Below are 18,332 nucleotides of genomic sequence, written 5' to 3'. Positions count from 1 at the left end.
AGACACCATCCGACGATGGGTGGATACATCCGGAGTGTGTCCATTTTCACATCGCCGATTCAATATACCGATGGCGTTCCTCAAGGAGAAGTCGGTCAGTTGGCGATCAATTCCACGCTGGGCCCTCGGGCTTTCGCGACAAAGCTTTATCAGGAATTGTAGTGCGAGAAATGCTGCGCCGCCGGGAGGTGACAGCATATAGAGCCATGGTGGCATCAAACCAGATAAGAAGTTTGCGGTGCGCGACTTACTCAATGGCTTGGCGGAGCGATGTTGCGGTCGTACTGCCTTCACTCGTAAGGGGAGGCGTGCCGCCCGGAACATGATTGAAGAAGATGTCATCGAGCAGTCGCCGGTGCCAAACCCTGCCGAGGGACATCTCCTGTTCCTCGGAGGAGGAGCCGCGGCGGCCAGCATATACGCCAAGCAGCCATGGTTCGACAAATGCTTGCGGCGCCGGGGCGGGTAAGCCTCGAGAGTTTATCAGTTCTTTGCCAAAGTACGCGACTGGCGAGCCAGACATCCCGTGACGAGTGGCCGCATCTACAAAGAAGATCGGCATCTGTCCTGCAATATTGATCAGGGGCTCCGAAGCGACTGAGCCACACTTCCAAATCGGAAGGGTCCCCTGCAGCGCCAATCCAAGCGGAAAGCCAAGAATGAAAACCTCGGCTCCGACTGGCGCATATCCGTATTCCCAATAGTCGGACCTGCCGTCTTTCGCGGGTTGATAGAGAACCGCAGCTTTGAAGCATGCAATGCGGCTCTTTTCTTCTTCGTAATTCGGCATCCAGTCATTGAGACAGATGACGCCGATGTCGACCTGTTGGGGCATCCCATCCTGATTGAGGAAGCCGCGATGTTGCCACCAGGTTGGCCATCCATCTCTGAGGACAGGCAGTTCAAGCTCACGGAATTCCGCCGTTCCACCCGCACGATCTTGTGCAGACCAGTGGCATCTCAGCCGCGTAGGAAAGCGGCGGTGCTCATCCAGAAATGCTTCGGAGACAGCATGTTTGCCAGATAGCACATGCCAATTGGTGACAAGGCCGTGCGTCTGCGCGAATTCATAGAAGAATCCTGTCGCCTTCGGCAACGGAATGTCGTGGAAAAATGGTTCGATTGTGTGACGCGAAGAGATTGCTCACTAACTGTCAAAGCCTGCTCACTTTCTAAAAAGGGGCATTCAGTGTACGCATCCGGGCGATTCCAAAAGTCATGGATGGCCCACGGCAACTAGATTTTACAAATACGGGTCGATCAGCCTAATCATGAATCGCGCCGGCGCAAGCCACGTGCGCTCAAGTAAAGCACACATCATCTCGGCCGCCCCCTTGCAATCCGGCTTCGACCTGGAATCCACATGCTCGCATCGATAACTTGGACAACTTCGATCATTGGCGCGGCAGTGCGATCCTCAACATCTTCAGCAACAAAAACTCGCGTGATGGCTAAAATGCGAATGACTGATATCTTCAAGCGATGAAAAATAGGTCGTCTTCGATTCGTGCCTCGCAAGGATCTCTGAGAAGCATCCTATGCTTAATAGCGGCGACCCCGCGGAAGAAAAAACCGTCTGACATTGAACGCAGGTTAATGCCACGCATGGCGTACCGAATGGTGAATAAGAGAGAACAGCCGATGGTTGCAAGCAGTGTCCACGTTGGCGCCGGCGCTCTCGTCATCTCCGGGATTCTCTTCGCGATCTACCCTGCCATCCGACCATTCTCCGACGAGCGGTCGCTGCTGGGCGCTGCGGCCTTTGGTTCAGCGGCATGGTTGGCTTCGCACATGCTTGCCATCATTGCGTTTACCTTGTTGCCGCTGGGGCTCCTCGGACTGCATCACTCTCTTCGCGGCACCGCGGCTGAACGGCTGCTCTTTGTCGCCATAGTCCTGAGCGTGATCGGCACAGGGTTTACACTCCCGTTCTATGGCGGTGAAACCTATGGTCTACACGCGCTGGGGCAGGAAGCGCTGCGGCTGCACACTGACGCTCCGCTTGGGCTAGTAGAGGTCATCCGCTCCGGACCCGGTCTGGTCATGTTTCTTGCTGGTTTGCTGCTCCTTGCCGCCTCGGCAAATGCGACCGCAACGGCGCTTTGGCGATCCTGTCGCTATTCGAAGGCGAGCGGCATTCCCTTTGCTGTCGGGACGTCCTCGTACATTTCGCAGTTCTTCGGCTCACAGCCTCTCCGTGTTGCACATGGACTGCTGGTTGCAGTCGGCTGCGTATGGATGGCCGCCGGTCTTTGGCGGCGATGGAAGGTGGACCAAAATCGAGATGAGATCCTAGCGGAGAGGGCACGGCAATGATTTGCGGGTGATTGTTTTCGATCACGGCACCAACTTTGCGATCACCTTGCCGGCGCAATATGCGCACTAGCAGTGCAGTACCGACGCCAGTTGGCTGAACCCGCAGACGATCGGCGCCATCCGCAAAGGGCCTTATTTTGCGGATGAAGGCGCGGGTCCCGACTCCGAAGACCTGTGCGCCCACGATTTCGGAGCGCCGGGAGTATAGGGAGCGAGATATCCGCCGTTGGCAGCGAGGGGCCGGAAGTGCTACAGAAACCCGCCTGCTGGTCGAGATTTCTGAGGAATCGCAATGGAATAGACACGAATTCCCGATACAATCAATTGTCAAAACGTTAAGGTGGACAACGCTGGCAAACGCAACCAGACCGGCGTTGATGGATTAGACTGAAGAGCATGTCGACCGCTCGCCATATTGTCAGTTTGCTGAAGAGCCACATTGCCGGCGACGGCGAGCGTTTCCTCGCCACCGCAATGCAGCTTGCCGCGCATGAGGCACGGCAGGGACATGGCAAGCTGGCGCAGGAACTCAAAGAGCTGATTGACCGGGCCAAGATAGCCGACACTGCAATGACCAAGACGGCACGGCCGGTTCCACTGGTTCAGCCGAAAGGCGAATTGGCCGGGTTGCTGCACGCCGGTTATCCGGACCTGCGTCTGACCGAAATGGTTCTCCCGGGCGAATTACGACATCGGCTTGAACGTGTGCTGAGCGAGCAGCGGCAGCAGCAGAGTCTGCGTGAGCACGGTCTGAAACCACGTCGCAAACTGCTGCTGGTGGGACCGCCTGGCTCGGGCAAGACGATGACGGCGGCGGCTTTGGCCGGTGAGCTCCATCTCCCATTGTTCACCGTCGTGCTGGATGGTCTAATCACGAAATTCATGGGCGAGACGGCTGGAAAGCTACGGCTCGTCTTCGACGCTATGCAGGCAACACGCGGGGTCTACTTTTTCGACGAATTCGACGCCATCGGCGCCCGGCGCGGCGAGCGCCAAGACGTCGGCGAAATTCGCCGTGTCTTGAACTCCTTCCTGCAATTCCTGGAGCAGGATGAAAGCTACGGCCTCGTCGTCGCTGCGACCAACCATCCCAAGCTGTTGGATAGGGCGCTCTTCCGTCGCTTTGACGATGTCATTGAATACGCGTTGCCCGATTCGGTCCTGACTGAAGCCTTGCTGCAGGCGCGCCTCGACCGTTTTGATACGCGCGGTGTCGCCTGGAACCAGGCCGTCGAGCAGGCGCACAATTTATCTCAGGCGGAAATTGTAAGAGCTGCGGACGACGCGGCTAAAGCGATACTCTTGGGGGGCGGGAAACGGATAACATCAGAGGCGCTCATTCAAGCGCTGATGGAACGCCGGCGGGCCTCGCTGTCTGAGTAACGACAGTACAGGTTGTAATGGCAGACGATTTTCCTCGGGATAAACCCCACATTCATCTTCGCGACAATGGTGTTCGAGAGCCGTATCGGAGGCCCAATCAGAAAATCGAACCGCCCGCGGTACCTGAACGCGATCGGGCGGGGCATGCCGCGGCGTTGGTCCAGGCTATCGGACATGCCATTCAGGCGGCTCGAGTGCAGATTGCCGCTCGCGATCTCAACCTGGCCGTAGGGCTACCAGGGTCTTACCTCGATATCGAACTGCCGGCGCGCGAGCGCATCGCGCTGGATCAATTGGCCGATCGACGGCAGAAGATGGAAGTTGTCGCGGTCCATGAACCGGTAAGAGATGGCGAGCCGCTACGCGCTTCGGTGTTCGTGCCGCAACAGGCCGAGAACTACTATCTGCGAAAGGTCGAGGCCTATCGCGACTCTGATACCAAGAAGGGAAGGCCGCGGAATGAGCCGTTGGTGTCGCGGATTGACACAATACGGCTGGCTACGGCACGTTCGCTATACACCGACGACGATGGGCTTTTTCCGCAGCAGCCGAATGAACAGGTCTGGTGGGAGATTTGGCTGCGCAAAGGTCGTCGAGAGAATTTCGAGCGCATCGCCCAAGCGTTGAATCTTACGCTGCGCGCACATGCGGTTAGATTTCCCGAGCGAGAGGTCATGCTTGCGCTCGCGAGCGTAGCAACGCTGGACCGGCTTGTAGCTCACAGCGACGTTGTGGCCGAGTTGCGGCGCGCGAAGGATACACCATCTTTCTTCATGGGCCTTGGGGGCGCAGAGCAGCGCGATTGGAGTGATGAACTGCTCGACCGCGTGACGCCGCCGGGCAACGATGTCGCTGTCTGTGTTCTCGACAGCGGTGTGCGTCAAACTCACCCCTTGATCGAACCTGCGCTTGCCGTGGAAGATTGTCACACAATCAAGCCCGGCTGGGGCAGCGACGACACCCCGGTGTGGCAAGGTCACGGGACGCGGATGGCCGGTGTCGGGCTCTATGGTGACCTTGTCCCCGTCCTCGTCGGAAACGATCCAATTGCCTTGCCTTACCGCCTCGAGAGCGTTCGCATTTTGCCGCCCGAGGACGAAGCGAACGATCCCGAGCTCTATGGCGCGATCACCGGAGAGGCAATTGCTCGGGCCGAAATTCAGGCGCCAGCTCGCCGCCGCGCCATTGCCATGGCGGTCACCAGCGCAAATCCTGCGCGCGGCCGACCGACATCGTGGTCAGCGGCTGTCGACCAACTTTGTTTTGAGGAGGATCAGCGGCGCCTGATCATTCTGTCCGCGGGAAATATCGCCGAGGATCTGATGCCGGCTGATCACCTCACACGCAACGATCTCGAGGCGGTCGATGATCCGGCGCAGGCGTGGAATGCACTGACGGTGGGTGCCTACACCGAGAAAGTGGACATCATCGATCCTGACTTCGCTGGCTACGCGCCGATCGCGCCCGCCGGCGAGCTATCGCCGCGCAGCAGGACTTCTGTGGTCTGGGACCGGCAGTGGCCTGTAAAACCAGACGTCGTGTTCGAAGGAGGTAATCTCGCGCATGACGGTACGCTCCCCGGCGAGCCGATCGACGACCTGCAAATCCTGACGACGTATTTCCGCCCGGAGCTGCGCCACTTTACAACTCTGGGCGACACGAGTGCGGCTACCGCCCACGCCGCACGGCTGGCGGGGCTGATCTTGGTGGCGCGCCCAGGCCTCTGGCCGGAAACGGTTAGGGCTTTGATCGTGCATTCGGCCGAGTGGACCCCGCAGATGCGCGCTCGCATCAACGCATGCAACGGTGCCAAGGGGCAAATACAGGCGCTTGTACGCCGCTATGGCTATGGAGTTCCAGACCTTGGGCGGGCGCTCCTTTCGACGGTGAACGATTTAACGCTCATCGTCGAAGATGAACTCAATCCATTTCAGCGACAAGGGGGAGCTGCTGCCAAGACCCGTGACATGAAACTCCATCGCCTGCCTTGGCCGAAGGAGCAACTGGCCGCGCTTGGGGCCGCGCAGGTAGAGCTACGCGCGACTTTGTCCTACTTCATCGAACCCAATCCTGGGGAGCGTGGGTGGACGAGACGACATCGGTACGCTTCGCACGGCCTTCGCTTCCGTGTGAAGTCCGCGACTGAGACTGTCGACGAGTTCCGAGCCCGCATCAACCAGGCAGCACGGGATGAAGAGGAAGGGGCGCCTGCCACCGGCGGCGAGGATTGGCTTCTCGGTACGTTTCGGGACAATGGGTCGGTGCATTCGGATTTCTGGTCAGGAAGCGCGGCTGACCTCGCAGAGCGCGACGCGATTGGCGTCTTTCCCGTCGGCGGCTGGTGGAAGGAAAAGCCTTATCTGGAGCGGTTCGATGGCACTGCGCGGTATGCGCTTATCGTGACGATCAGAGCGCCAGGGTCAAATGTGGATATCTTCACTCCAGTTGAGAATGCAGTTGCCGTTGCTAGCACGATCGAAGTTTGACCGGAATCTGTCTGCGGCTCGCTCTTGCCCGTGCGCCGCGGTTGCGACTCGCGTCGCAAGATCTCTGATACAATAGTTGGGCCACAACCCAGTTTGACATTGATCCGTTGTACGCTGTTGACGATCAGCCCGAGCTCGGAGCGACATGTTTATTATCGTTCAGATTCCATTTGCAGACTTCCGCCCCATAATTACTGGGGAGAGAGGCCGATTGCGATCCCCAGACTGGGCGGCGGACGAGCCGAAAGGGTTTGTGAGAGGCTTCGGCAAAGTCTCACCCAGAAACTCATCCGGCTTAGGTTTAGTGGGAGAAAGCCGCTTTGCTGATATGGACAACGCGATCCGCTTCCCCGAACACATTGACTACCGAGAGGACAGTTGGCCATCCTCACTGGACGTTGTCCCTTGGTTCCGGCGGCTCTACTTCGACGGTCAAATTGCTGGACGCTTCGAGATCGGTTTTCTGATCGCCGAGGATTACGAAGAACTTGTATTCGGCAGGGACGATATTGCGGCACCGATTAGGCCCGCAATTTTAGCTCAATGCCTTTTGGCAACAAGTGTTCAGATCAATTCGGTGGATGGCTCCAAGCAGACGATGCCCTTCGCTCGCTGCTCTAAATTCCTCGGATTGGCGTACCTCGCCGCATCGACGAGCAACTCGGGTTTGATGTCCTATCCAATAGCAGAGACTTTTGGCTCGGCGTTCTTTACCGGGGATCCGCTCGTAACGATTCGGATCGCGTCTGGACGGCCAATAAGCGACGGGCGAGACCGGCGCTATTTAACCAATCACAACGAGCCCGCACTCTTCATCACTTCCGCTCGCGGGTCCAAAAGAAACAATGTCATCGTTCAAGCTTCCGAGAGGGGCACCAGAGAAGAGACGTCCCAGGAACGCGTTACGCGGGTGCTCTTTGCCCACCTCAATTCATTGGCGTTTGCTTATGCGCAGCTTCAGCACGTAGGTTCGTCCATCTCTGGCAAAACTAACCGCGAGATCCTTCGCAATGCAATTAAGGCAATGATTGATAGGCTGGCGACGTTCAATCAAGGCGACGCACGCGACAAAGACGCCGCGTTCTCTGAGGGTCTACGAACCTTTGCGAAAGCCTATTCTGGCCGCATCGAAGAGCTTGCGACAAAACTGGAAGCTCTCTCACTTGAATGGAATAAACCTACAAAATTTGAGCGCTTCCGCGGATATTTCAAGAGCGTGCACGACCTCGTCATAAGAACGAGCGTGGAAAAAGCGATAGATATTAGTATGAAAGGAGGAACATAAGGAATTCGGGCAGCACCGAATGCTCAGCCCTTCTATTCCGTAAAGCGGACGAGCCGCCTAATTCCACGACAACAATATAGAATCTATCAGCCCGAAAGTCAATTTTTTCAGCGAAACCATAACCTCAATGCTTCTCGCGTCTTGAGCCTGGCAACGAGCTGCGGTCTGCCGGTTGGACTTTTCGTTGCAAGTCCTTGATCTGTAATGACGGGATTTTGGGTCAGTTGGAGAAATTCTCGTGAGAAATCAACAGTCGCAATATGTCTCTTAATCAGCGGGCCCCAGGTTCGAGGCGCCATGCGCCAAGCTTACAGATCAAGCACTTACGATCTGCTCCTTGGAAGCGAGCTTTCAGTTGGACGGGGGGCTCCCCAACCGCGCCTTTCCGTTTCATCGGCGAGCTTTTCTGATGCCCTCGAGGCGCATCCGTATTTTGCGAGGCTTTCCATTCGTCATAAGGCGACCGTTGCGATTGAACCGCGGGCTTGAGCCCCGACAGCCGGTCAAAGGCTGCATCGATAGCTTTCCTGTCCCACCGATGTGTTCCGGGAATGGGTCGCGGCATGATCCCCCGCCGAATCCAAGTCATTGAAAGCTGATAGCGTTTCACAACCGGCGCAGGCCGCGGCCTGCTCTTTTGACATCCCGCGAGGTGGGATCATTTGATCGTCCTTATCGTCAACGAGTTGTTTGGCCCACACCGTCATTAAGCTGCGATCGAAGGTGTGTGCGATAATCGGTTCGATAGTAACTTTGGATCCATAACTAATTGCCTCGACCAGAGTATAGCATCCTACGCTTTCATTCGGAACGGCCCCTTGTTGAGGCGTGCCGAGACCCGTGTGTGAACTCTGCTGATTCCCTCCCGCTGTTGTCGTCTTTGCTTATTTGTACGCTTCTACGCTCAAGCGCGCGATAGAGGTGGGGCTGAGCTTGCCCACGCAGTAGGTCTCCGCAACGAATGTTGCGCCACGAATAAGCTTCCCCTCTACAATATTCGACAAGGCGTCGATGACAAATCGAACGCAACCTGAAATTACACCTGATACCCCTCTTCGCCTTGCTGATGCCGTGAAGATCGCGTTTCCTTTGGGAGGAATGACGGTCGCGGGCTTACGTCGCGAGCGCGATCGTAACCGATTGGTTATTGAGAAGATTGCCGGCAAGGAATTTACAACGCTGGCTCCTATCGAACGGATGCGAGAGCTATGCCGCGAAGAAGCAAGGGCGCCAGACTTCAGCTTAAGGCCGCCCGCCGAAACAAGAGCGGAAAGATCACCCACCAAGCAACCTGGATCATCAGAGACAACGGCCGGGATGTCGGCACAGGCTGCGCTGCAGATGAGATTGCGGCCGAGGAGGAAAAACTAAGGGACTACATAACCTCCAAACACACGCCAAAGCGACGCATCCGCCACATAGATGATATCGCAATCGCGGACGTCCTCTCGATTTACTTGGATGCGCAACGGACAAGCTTCGTAGTCGCTTCAACATCGATAGCGAAAGCGAAGATAACGTCCCAGATATCCGCAAGTTCAAGAAACGAATTGAGCGATTGAATGACTGGTGGGGGGCAAAAATGCTTGGTGAGGTCAATGGCGAGGCGTGTCGCTCCTACACCAAGCGGCGCGGCAAAAAAGGGAGGCGCGCGGCGGGACCTCGAAGATCTACGCGCCGCCATTGGTCACCATGCAGCCGAAGGATTTCATCGGGAAATCGTCAAGGTCTCGCTGCCAGAGAAGGGCCAGCCGCGAGACAAGTGGCTGACGCGCAGCGATGCGGCCAAACTGATTTGGACCTGCTGGCGCTATCGCGAAATGCAGAAGGGCTCGCGTCGGCCGTTGGACGACGAAAAGGTCCCGACCAGCAAGCGTCCCCTCCGCCATCTTGCGCGGTTCATTTTGTTGGGGATCTACAGCGGAACTCGTGCAGGAGCTATAGCGGCCGCCTCTCCCATTCCGGCGATCGGTCGCTCTTATGTCGACCTTGAGCGCGGCCGCTATTACCGTTTGAAACAGGGCAGCACCAAAACGAACAAGCGGCAGCCGACGGTGCCGATACCCTTGCGCTTGCTTGCTCACCTGCGGCGCTGGCACAGGATCGCTCCGGAGGCCAAGCATTTCGTCGAGTACAACGGTAGGCCCGTGACCTCGGTCAAAACGGCGTTCAAGAGCGCTGTGCGGCTTGCGGGGCTTGGTTCGGGAATTTCCCCTCACACTTTGCGACACACCGCAGCGACTTGGCTCATGCAGAGAGGCGCGGACCCCTGGCAGGCAGCGGGTTATCTAGGCATGTCGCTTGAGGTGTTGCTCAACACCTATGGCCATCACCATCCCGATTATTTGTCCGACGCCGTCGAGAAAATCGCAAAGCGCGATCCAGCCAGCGAACGAAAAGCGCACGTATCTGGTGCGATATCTGGTGCGGTGCTTCCGATGAAACGAAACTTGGCCTGATAAGTCACTGATTTCATTGGTGGGCCCGGCAGGACTCGAACCTGCAACCAGACCGTTATGAGCGGCCGGCTCTAACCATTGAGCTACAGGCCCCGCCGCGAGGCGGCTCGCGGGAACACGCGGCCGGCAACGGTGCGCGGTTCGTTTACAGGGATGAAGGCGGGGGTGCAATGCTGGCGCCAAAGCATGATCCGGAAAAGTGCGAAGCGGTTTTCCGGAAAGGTCATGCGTAAACAACAACCTAAAGCGCGATGACGATTCATCCAAATCTCATCGCGCCGGCGGAAGGAGCGCCAGCGCCCGAATTTTTGAATACCCGAAATCTGCGATGATGCCCTTATAGTCCTGTTTTGCCCGACGGGTCAAATCGAGCTTACGGCAAGGCTCGTTTCGTGCTTCCGTAACCCCTTGTAATTGCTGGCCTCGTCTACTGTGCATGGGGTTGTTTTTCGACTTTTTGTCTGAGGGGGACCGCACGGTCCCCACAGATGTCTCGCAAGCAAGCGGACGGGCCGCCGCCTAGTCCACGGAGACCCCGGCGAACTCCACCACCTTGCGCCACTTCTCGGTTTCGTCCGCGACCAGCTTGCCGAACTCGGCGGGCGTCATCGGCTTGGGGAGGCCGCCGACCTCAGTGAGGCGCGCGACCAGCTTGGGGTCCTTCAGCGCTTCGCCGACGGCCTTGTTGAGGATCTCGATCACCTCGGGCGGCGTGCCCTTCGGCGCGGAGATGCCGTAGAAGCCGACCGATTCGAATCCCGGCACGGTCTCGGCGATCGCGGGCACGTCGGGCACGCTCGGCCAGCGCTGCGGCGAGGTCACGCCGAGCGCGCGGACATTGCCGCCTTTCACCTGCTCCATCGCCGAGGGCAGATTGTCGAAGATCAGCTGCACCTTGTTGGAGATGATGTCGGGGAAGGCGATGGCCGAGCCGCGATAGGGCACGTGCACCATGTCGCACTTCGTCATCACCTTGAACAGCTCGGCCGACATGTGCACCGAGGTGCCGTTGCCGGAGGAGGCAAAGGAGATCTTGCCGGGATTGGCCTTGCAATAGTCGATGAACTCCTGGACCGTCTTCGGCGGAAACGCGTTGGTACCAGCATGTTGGTGAGCTGCATGATGCTGGCCACCGGCACGGTGTCGCGCAAAAAGTCGAACGGCAGCTTCTTGTAGAGCGAGGTCGAAATCGCGTTGTTGGGCGCGACGAACAGCAGCGTGTAGCCGTCCGGAGGCGAATTGATCGCGGCAGCCGCGGCGATGTTGCCGCCGGATCCGGTGCGGTTCTCGACGATGAATTGCTGGCCGAGACGGTCCGACAGCCACTGCGCCATGATCCGCGCCACGATGTCGACCGGGCCGCCGGCGGCAAAGCCGATCAGCCAGTGCACGGGACGGTCGGGGTAGCCGGCGGCGGCGGGAGGGGTGGCGCTGAAAAGACCTAAGAGAACTGCGAGCCCGAAAACACCGTTACGCAAAATTCGCAACATGACGCCTCCCATTGCTTTATTGTCGTTGGAGGGCATGCTTTCACAAAAACGCGCGGCTGCCTACATCGCCGCAAGTCGATGTTGACGCAGGCCCGCCGGGAGCGACCATGAGATTCGCGATGATGCTCATCAGTGCGGCGCTGCTCGCCAGCTCCGCCGCCGCCCAAACCGGAGGCACGGCCATTCCGACCACTACTCTCAGCCTCGGCACCGCGACACCCGGCGGCGGCTTCCCGCTCTATGGCAATGCCTTCGCCGAGGTGATGAACGCGGCCGATCCGGAAATTTCCATCGCACCGCGCAACACCAAGGGCAGCAACGAGAACATCCCGCTGCTGGAGAAAGGCGAGCTCGATCTTGCGCTGGTCGCGGGCGAGCCGGCCTATGAGGCCTTCGCCGGCATCGGCCGTGCGCCGGTACGATTGAAGATTCTCACGGCGATCTATTCCAACCCCGGCATGTTCGTGGTGCGCGCGGACAGTCCCTACAGGACCATTCGCGATCTCGTTGGCCAGCCCGTCGCGTTCGGCGCCAAAGGCTCCGGCCTGCCGATCCTGGCGCGCTATGTACTCGATGGCCTCGGCCTGAACCAGGACGAGGACTTCAAGGCGATCTATCTCGACCGCGCCGGCGACGGCCCTGCGATGGTCGAGGACGGCCGCGTCGCCGCGCTCTGGGGCGCCGGCATCGGCTGGCCCGGTTTTGCCGCGGTCGCCTCGAGCGCATCGGGCGCGCGCTTCATCGCGCCCAATGCCGAAGAGATCGCGCGCATCCGCGCCAAGCATGCGTTCCTGAAGCCGCTCACCGTGCCGGCCGGCAGCTATCCGAAACAGTCCGAGCCGATCGCTTCGCTCGGCTCGTGGAGCTTCGTGCTGACGCGCGAGGATCTGCCCGACGATGTCGCCTATCGGCTCGCGAAGACGCTGCACGGTATCGAGGCGACGTTCTGCAGGAAGCTCGCGCAGGCCTGCGAGACCACGGCCGCGAACACGGTCGCGGCCGCGCCGAAGGTGCAGCTGATCCATCCGGGCGTGATGAAGTACTTTCGCGAGATCGGCGTGGTGAAGTGACCGCGTAGCGGTCATTCCCTGGCGCACGAAGCGCGAACCCGGAATCTCGAGATTCTCAGGTGCGCAATTGCGCACCGTAGTTCGGTCCTGCGGACCGCCCCGGAATGACGGCTACCTCGTCACTTCTTCACCAGCGCACATGCCGGGTCCGGCGGACCGAACGCCTCGTCGCCGGAGATGGTCGTGAGGATCCTGTAATAGTCCCACGGATATTTGCTCTCCTCCGGCGTCTTCACCTGCACCAGCCAGAGGTCGTGCACCATCAGATTGTCCTCGCGCAGTTTGCCGTTGCGGGCGAAGAAATCCTCGATCGGCTTCTCGCGCATCTTGGCCGCGACCTTGAGCGGATCGTCGGTGCCGGTCTCCTTGATGGCGTTGAGATAGTGCATCACGCTGGAATAAACGCCGGCCTGCCACATCGACGGCATCTTGTTCATCTTGGCAAAATAGCGCTTCGACCATTCGCGGGTCTTGTCGTCCATGTCCCAGTAGAACGACGTGGTCAGGAGCAGGCCTTGCGCCGCTTGCAGGCCGAGGCCGTGGATGTCGGTGATCAGCGCCAGTAGCGCCGCCATCTGCTGGCCGCCCTTGAACACGCCGAACTCGGCGCCGGTCTTGATCTCGTTCATGTTGTTGGGGGGGCCGGCAGCAATGCCGATGATCTTGGCCTTGGAGGCCTGCGCCTGCAGCACGAATGAGGAGAGGTCCGGCGTTGCCAGCGGCGGCCGCACCGAGCCCAGCACCTTGCCGCCATTGGCGGTGACGACGGCGGAGGCGTCGCGCTCCAGCGAATGGCCGAAGGCGTAGTCGTCGGTGATGAAGAACCAGCTGTCGCCGCCGCGCTTGACCACGGCGTCCGCGGTGCCGACCGCGAGCGCGCGGGTGTCGAACACCCATTGGATCGCGTAAGGCGAGCAGAACTTGCCGTGGAAATCCGCGGTGCCGGTGGAGTGGGTGATGAACAGCCGCTTCTTCTCGTTGGCGATGTTCTGCACCGCGAGCCCGACCGCCGAGACCGGCACGTCGACGATCAGATCGACGTGGTCGACGTCGTACCAGCGCCGCGCAATCGCGCCGCCGACATCGGCCTTGAGCTGGTGGTCGCCGATCACGACGCTGATCGGCTTGCCGAGCACGGTGCCGCCGAAATCGTCGATCGCCATTTGCGCCGCCGTCACCGAGCCCTGGCCGGTCGGCGCCGAGGCCGGGCCGTTCATGTCGGTGAGCACGCCGATCTTGACGACGTCGTCGGAAACCTGCGCCGACGCCGCACCTGAAAGCAGCGCCGCAGTCAAAGCGGCCGCGACCGGCAGTCCAAATCTGGTTGGGTTCACGCTGTCCTCCCCTGAGCCGGCTCGTTGGCCGGTGTTGCGTCCGGGTATGCCCGGCTGAATTGGTTTCTTTTGCAACTGTTTGGGGGCGGGCGTCAACGTCAGGCCGCGAAGCGGATCAGCCGTGCGGGCGAGGGATCGTAGCCGGTCAGCTCCTCGGCACGCTGGCGCAGCCGCCGTTCGTTCAGGAAGCGGAGCAAGGCCTGCATGGCAGGGCGGAAATAGCTGCGCTGCCGCATCGCGAGGTCAAAGTTCTCCCAGACCAGCGGCACGAAATCGAGACCGGCCGAGCGCGCCGCGGCGCGCGTCGCAATGCCGCAATCGGCCTGGCCGGCGTGGACCAGTTCGGCGCGGGAACCATGCCCGATCATCTCGCTGCTTTGCAACACATCCGCACGCGCGATTTCTGCTCTGGTGAACGATCCCAGAGCGCTCTGCGTTGCCGAAGTTTCCCGGCTAAGCAGCGCAAGCGCGTCACGAGCGCGGCGCAATCGATCATCATGATCGCGTCATAGCCAGTGGGGAACTTGATCATGGGCCGCCTATCCGTTGCCGCCGCGCTTCTCTGCGGCCTTGCTGCGGGCGTTGCCGCGTCGTCCGCGCAGGACCGCGGCATAGTCCTCGCGACGACGACGGCGACGCAGGAGTCCGGCCTGCTCAACTATCTGCTGCCGATCTTCCGCGACAAGACCGGCATCGACGTCACCGTGATCGCACGGCGCGCCGACGAAGTGCTCGATGGGGCGCGACGGGGCGAGGTCGACGTCGTGCTGATGCACGCGAGGCCTCAGGAGGAGAAATTCGTTGCCGACGGCTTTGGCGTGAAGCGCTACGACGTGATGTACAACGATTATGTGTTGATCGGGCCGAAGAGCGATCCTGCGGGCGTGAAGGGCAAGGACATCGCGACGGCGCTGAAAGCGATCGAAGCCAAGGGCGCGCCGTTCGTGACGCGTGGCGATCGGTCGGGCACTCACGCCGCGGAGCTCGCGCTTTGGATCGTCGCCGGCATCGACATCGCGAGCGCCAAGGGCGCCTGGTATCGCGAGGCCAAGCAGGGCATGGATGCGGCGCTCGAGGCCGCGCGTGCGGCCAACGCCTATGTGCTGTCGGATCGCGGCAGCTGGACCGGCTTCAGGGATCGCGGCGATCTCGACATCGTCGTCGAAGGCGACCGGCGACTGCTCAACCAGTATGGCGTGATGCTCGTGAGCCCCGAGAAGTTCCCGAACGTGAAGAAGGACCTCGCGCAGACCTTCATCGACTGGCTGACGTCGCCGGAGGGGCAGACAGCGATCGCCGGCTACAAGGTCGACGGGCAGCAGCTGTTCTTCCCCAATTCGGACAGGTCCGGCGGCTGAGGCCGTCGTCGCCGGCGGTTGCCAAACCGGACGATGCGTGATCCATCATGGCGCATGACCCAGCGCCTGCCATCCTCGCTCACGCCGCTCGACACCGCGCTCGCCGCTTTGCTGCGAGGCGTTGATCCCGTGGCGCCGGTGGAGGTGCCGCTGGCGGACGCGATCGGCTGCATCGCGGCGGGCACTCCGCTGCCTGCCGCCTATCCTTCGCGCGACATTGCGGCCGCAGACGGTTGGGCGTTATCCGCCAATGATCTCGTCGGTGCGTCCGCTTACTCGCCGCTGCCTTTGACTAAAGTGCCGTCGTGGGTCGAGGCCGGCGACGCGATGCCTGCGGGCTGCGATTGTGTGCTCGATGCCGACGCGGTGGAGGTGGCGGGGCCGCTCGCCCAGGTGCTGGCGGAGGGCGTGCCGGGGCAGGGCGTTCGGCGCGCCGGTAGCGACATCGTGGAACGCACGCCAGCCGGTGCCGAGGGCTGTCCGATCGGTGCGACGGATCTGCTGCTCGCGCGCGTTGCGGGCCTGGAGAAAATCGGCGTGCGGCGGCCCCGACTGCACATCGTGAACGTGCCGGGCGCAACGGCAACGATGCATCTGATTGCCGGGATCGCGCGCGCCACGGGATTGAACGCGGAAACGCGTCAAGCCCGTGCACGCGATGCAGCATCGATTGCCGACGTGCTTGATGCGTCCTCCTGCGATCTTCTGCTGTCCATCGGCGGTAGCGGCGTCGGCCGACAGGACGCCGCCATCACGGCCCTGGCGCAGCGCGGCGAGGTGATGGCGCACGGCCTTGCGCTCCAGCCCGGGCGCACCGCCGCGGTCGGACGGCTCGGACGAGTTCCCGTCGTCGCCTTGCCCGGCTCGCCCGATTCTGCGCTTGCGGCGTGGCTCGCGCTCGTGCTGCCGCTCGTCGACCGTTTGTCGGCGCGTCGGCCGCGACTAAAAGTGTCCCTGCCGCTCGCGCGAAAAATCGCATCCAGTGTCGGCATCGCTGAGATCGCTTTGCTGGCCGAGGAACATCGTGCCTGGCTGCCGCTTGCCGTGCGAGAATGGCCGCTTCAGGCCATCGCCGGTGCGGACGCATGGCTGCTCATTCCTGCCAGTCACGAGGGATTTGCGGCAGGTACGCCGGTGGATGCCCATCCGATGCGGGAGTGATATGGGTCCTGGCATGACGATGATCCCGAAATCACCAGACCGCAGCGCGCTCGAACAGGAGCAGTTCCTCAAGATCCTCTCGCGCGAGGAGGCCCTGGCGCGCTTCGAGGCGGCCTTGTTGCCGCGCGCGCTTCGCAGCGAAACGCGCAAGCTCGCCGCTGCGCTCGGCGCGGCGCTGGCCGAGGACGTTACCGCGCCGATCGACGTGCCGCCGTTCGACCGCTCCAATGTCGACGGCTTTGCCGTGCGCTCTGCCGACCTTGCGGCGGCCGGCGAGGGCGCGCCCGTGCGCCTTGCGTTGAATGGCGAGACAATTCATTGCGGCACCGCGCCGTCGCTGCAGGTGGCCGCCGGGACTGCGACGCCGATTGCCACCGGCGGTCCGCTGCCGCGCGGCGCCGATGCCGTGGTCATGGTCGAGCACACCCAGCCGGCCGGGCCGGATGCGATCGATGTCCGCCGCGCCGTCTCGCCGGGGCAGTTCGTCTCATACGCCGGATCCGACATCGCGCGCGGCGAGGCGCTGCTGCGCGCCGGCACCGTCATGGGCTCGCGCGAGATCGGCATGCTGGCGGCTTGCGGCATTGCCGAGGTGAGTGTCGCGCGCCGGCCGCGGGTTGCCGTGATCTCCACCGGCGACGAACTGGTTCAGCCCGGCCAGCCGCTCGGACCTGCCGAAATCTACGATACCAACGGCGCCATCGTCGCGGCCGCGGTCGACGAGAATGGTGGCGAGGCCGTTTTCCTCGGTGCCATTCCCGACGATGAAGCCAGGCTCGAAGCCGCCATGTGCAGCGCGCTTGCGGATGCCGACATGCTGGTGCTGTCGGGTGGGACGTCGAAAGGCGCGGGCGATCTCTCCCATCGCATCATCGGCCGACTCGGCGCGCCCGGCATCATTGCGCATGGTGTTGCGCTCAAGCCCGGCAAGCCGCTTTGCCTTGCGGTCTGCGACGGCAAGCCGGTGGTGATACTGCCGGGCTTCCCAACCTCGGCGATGTTCACCTTCCACGATATGATCGTGCCGGTGCTGCGCAGGATGGCCGGCCTGCCGCCGCGCTCCGATGCCAAGGTCAGCGCGACCGTGCCGGTGCGCATTGCGTCCGAGCTCGGCCGCACCGAATTCGTCATGGTCTCGCTGGTCCAGGGCAGGGATGGCCTGATCGCCTATCCCTCCGGCAAGGGCTCTGGTGCGATCACGTCGTTCGCGCAGGCCGATGGATTCCTGCGCATCGACGCGCTCGCCGATCAGATGCCGGCTGGGACCGCGACAGAGGTGACGCTATTCACGCCGCATGTGCGGGTGCCCGATCTCGTCATTGTCGGCAGCCATTGCACCGGCCTCGATCTCGTCACCGCACAACTCGCGCATGCCGGCCTGACAGTGCGTTCCATTGCGGTCGGCAGCCTCGGCGGCCTCGCAGCGGCCAAGCGCGGCGAATGCGATCTCGCGCCGATCCACCTGTTCGACGACAGGAGCGAGACCTACAACACGCCTTATCTCGTCGACGGGCTCGAGCTCGTCCCAGGCTGGCGGCGGATGCAGGGCATCGTCTTCCGCAAGGGCGACATGCGCTTCCAGGGCCTGAACGCGAAGGATGCGGTCGCTGCCGCGCTCGCGGACTCCAGCTGCATCATGGTCAACCGCAACCAGGGCGCCGGCACGCGCATCCTGATCGACCGGCTGCTCGGCGGCGTACGGCCGGACGGCTACTGGAACCAGCCGCGTTCGCACAATGCGGTGGCGGCGGCCGTCGCCCAGCGCCGCGCCGACTGGGGCATGACGATCGCGCCGGTCGCCCATGCGGCCAGCCTCGGCTTCATTCCGCTGGCGGAAGAGCATTATGACTTCGCGCTGGTGACGGCGCGCAAACACCGGCCGGCAGTGCAGGCCTTTCTCGATGCGCTCGGCTCGGACGCGGCGCGCGTAGCACTCGAGCGCGCGGGCTTCCGGCCCGCGTAGATACCAGCTGGGTCTATCCCGGGTCAC

General features: G+C 61.4%; 13 protein-coding genes, 1 tRNA gene and 1 pseudogene. 10 read left to right on the top strand and 5 right to left on the bottom strand.

All coding sequences use genetic code 11. The features are described from left to right. Nucleotides 1–247 precede the first annotated feature (247 nt). Nucleotides 248–1,096, bottom strand: coding sequence for a trypsin-like peptidase domain-containing protein (locus BRAD3257_RS31335; protein WP_145987051.1), 849 nt, complete (start codon nt 1,094–1,096; stop codon nt 248–250). Between the two features lie 521 nt (nt 1,097–1,617). Between BRAD3257_RS31335 and BRAD3257_RS31330 the strand changes: the two genes are divergently transcribed. The 6 genes from BRAD3257_RS31330 to BRAD3257_RS31305 all read left to right on the top strand — a co-directional run bounded on the left by BRAD3257_RS31330 (nt 1,618) and on the right by BRAD3257_RS31305 (nt 9,929). Beyond that, nucleotides 1,618–2,316 (top strand): hypothetical protein, encoded by a 699-nt coding sequence (locus BRAD3257_RS31330; protein WP_145987050.1) that lies wholly within the window; start codon nt 1,618–1,620, stop codon nt 2,314–2,316. A gap of 396 nt (nt 2,317–2,712) precedes the next feature. Further along, nucleotides 2,713–3,699 (top strand): AAA family ATPase, encoded by a 987-nt coding sequence (locus BRAD3257_RS31325; protein WP_122405097.1) that lies wholly within the window; start codon nt 2,713–2,715, stop codon nt 3,697–3,699. A gap of 17 nt (nt 3,700–3,716) precedes the next feature. Then, entirely contained in the window at nt 3,717–6,185 is a 2,469-nt protein-coding gene (locus tag BRAD3257_RS31320; RefSeq protein WP_122405096.1) for a S8 family peptidase, read from the top strand. Nucleotides 6,186–6,330: 145 nt separating this feature from the next. After that, complete coding sequence (locus tag BRAD3257_RS31315) at nt 6,331–7,470, top strand: hypothetical protein (protein ID WP_122405095.1); 1,140 nt, start codon at nt 6,331–6,333, stop codon at nt 7,468–7,470. Between the two features lie 1,011 nt (nt 7,471–8,481). Then, a complete protein-coding gene (locus BRAD3257_RS41345; protein WP_122405094.1) occupies nt 8,482–8,841 on the top strand; it encodes an excisionase in 360 nt (119 codons plus the stop codon). Nucleotides 8,842–9,068: 227 nt separating this feature from the next. Next, on the top strand, nt 9,069–9,929 hold the full coding sequence (locus BRAD3257_RS31305) for a site-specific integrase (protein ID WP_244607762.1): 861 nt from the start codon (nt 9,069–9,071) through the stop codon (nt 9,927–9,929). A gap of 17 nt (nt 9,930–9,946) precedes the next feature. Here BRAD3257_RS31305 and BRAD3257_RS31300 read toward each other — a convergent pair. Beyond that, nucleotides 9,947–10,022: transfer RNA gene (locus tag BRAD3257_RS31300), tRNA-Ile, on the bottom strand. Nucleotides 10,023–10,448: 426 nt separating this feature from the next. Then, nucleotides 10,449–11,419 (bottom strand): annotated as a pseudogene (locus BRAD3257_RS31295) (Bug family tripartite tricarboxylate transporter substrate binding protein). A 119-nt stretch (nt 11,420–11,538) separates the two neighbouring features. Between BRAD3257_RS31295 and BRAD3257_RS31290 the strand changes: the two are divergent. After that, the gene (locus BRAD3257_RS31290) at nt 11,539–12,489 is read left to right on the top strand and encodes a TAXI family TRAP transporter solute-binding subunit (protein WP_407121628.1); all 951 of its coding nucleotides are present in this window, start codon (nt 11,539–11,541) and stop codon (nt 12,487–12,489) included. A gap of 119 nt (nt 12,490–12,608) precedes the next feature. On the opposite strand, the gene BRAD3257_RS31285 is transcribed toward BRAD3257_RS31290, so the two are convergent. Together BRAD3257_RS31285 and BRAD3257_RS39895 are read right to left on the bottom strand one after the other, a co-directional pair. Next, nucleotides 12,609–13,823, bottom strand: a complete 1,215-nt coding sequence (locus BRAD3257_RS31285; protein WP_122405092.1) for an ABC transporter substrate-binding protein — start codon at nt 13,821–13,823, stop codon at nt 12,609–12,611. A gap of 98 nt (nt 13,824–13,921) precedes the next feature. Next, nucleotides 13,922–14,224, bottom strand: a complete 303-nt coding sequence (locus BRAD3257_RS39895) for a substrate-binding domain-containing protein (protein ID WP_407194493.1) — start codon at nt 14,222–14,224, stop codon at nt 13,922–13,924. Nucleotides 14,225–14,353: 129 nt separating this feature from the next. On the opposite strand from BRAD3257_RS39895, the gene BRAD3257_RS31275 reads away from it, so the two are divergent. Genes BRAD3257_RS31275 through BRAD3257_RS31265 form a run of 3 tightly spaced genes read left to right on the top strand, consistent with a single transcriptional unit; the run spans nt 14,354 to nt 18,305 of the window. Continuing rightward, nucleotides 14,354–15,181, top strand: coding sequence for an ABC transporter substrate-binding protein (locus BRAD3257_RS31275; RefSeq protein ID WP_122405090.1), 828 nt, complete (start codon nt 14,354–14,356; stop codon nt 15,179–15,181). A 54-nt stretch (nt 15,182–15,235) separates the two neighbouring features. Further along, nucleotides 15,236–16,342: a molybdopterin-binding protein gene (locus tag BRAD3257_RS31270; RefSeq protein ID WP_122405089.1), complete on the top strand. Its 1,107-nt coding sequence runs from the start codon at nt 15,236–15,238 to the stop codon at nt 16,340–16,342. Between the two features lie 13 nt (nt 16,343–16,355). Beyond that, nucleotides 16,356–18,305 carry a molybdopterin biosynthesis protein gene (locus BRAD3257_RS31265; RefSeq protein WP_162500422.1) on the top strand — a complete coding sequence of 650 codons (1,950 nt, stop codon included), beginning with the start codon at nt 16,356–16,358 and terminating at the stop codon, nt 18,303–18,305. Nucleotides 18,306–18,332: the final 27 nt, after the last annotated feature.

Source organism: Bradyrhizobium vignae (genome assembly GCF_900324035.1).
Taxonomy (GTDB): Bacteria; Pseudomonadota; Alphaproteobacteria; order Rhizobiales; family Xanthobacteraceae; genus Bradyrhizobium; species Bradyrhizobium vignae.
The sequence above is the reverse complement of the archived record's forward strand: the minus strand, read 5'-3'. Positions and strand labels throughout refer to the sequence as shown.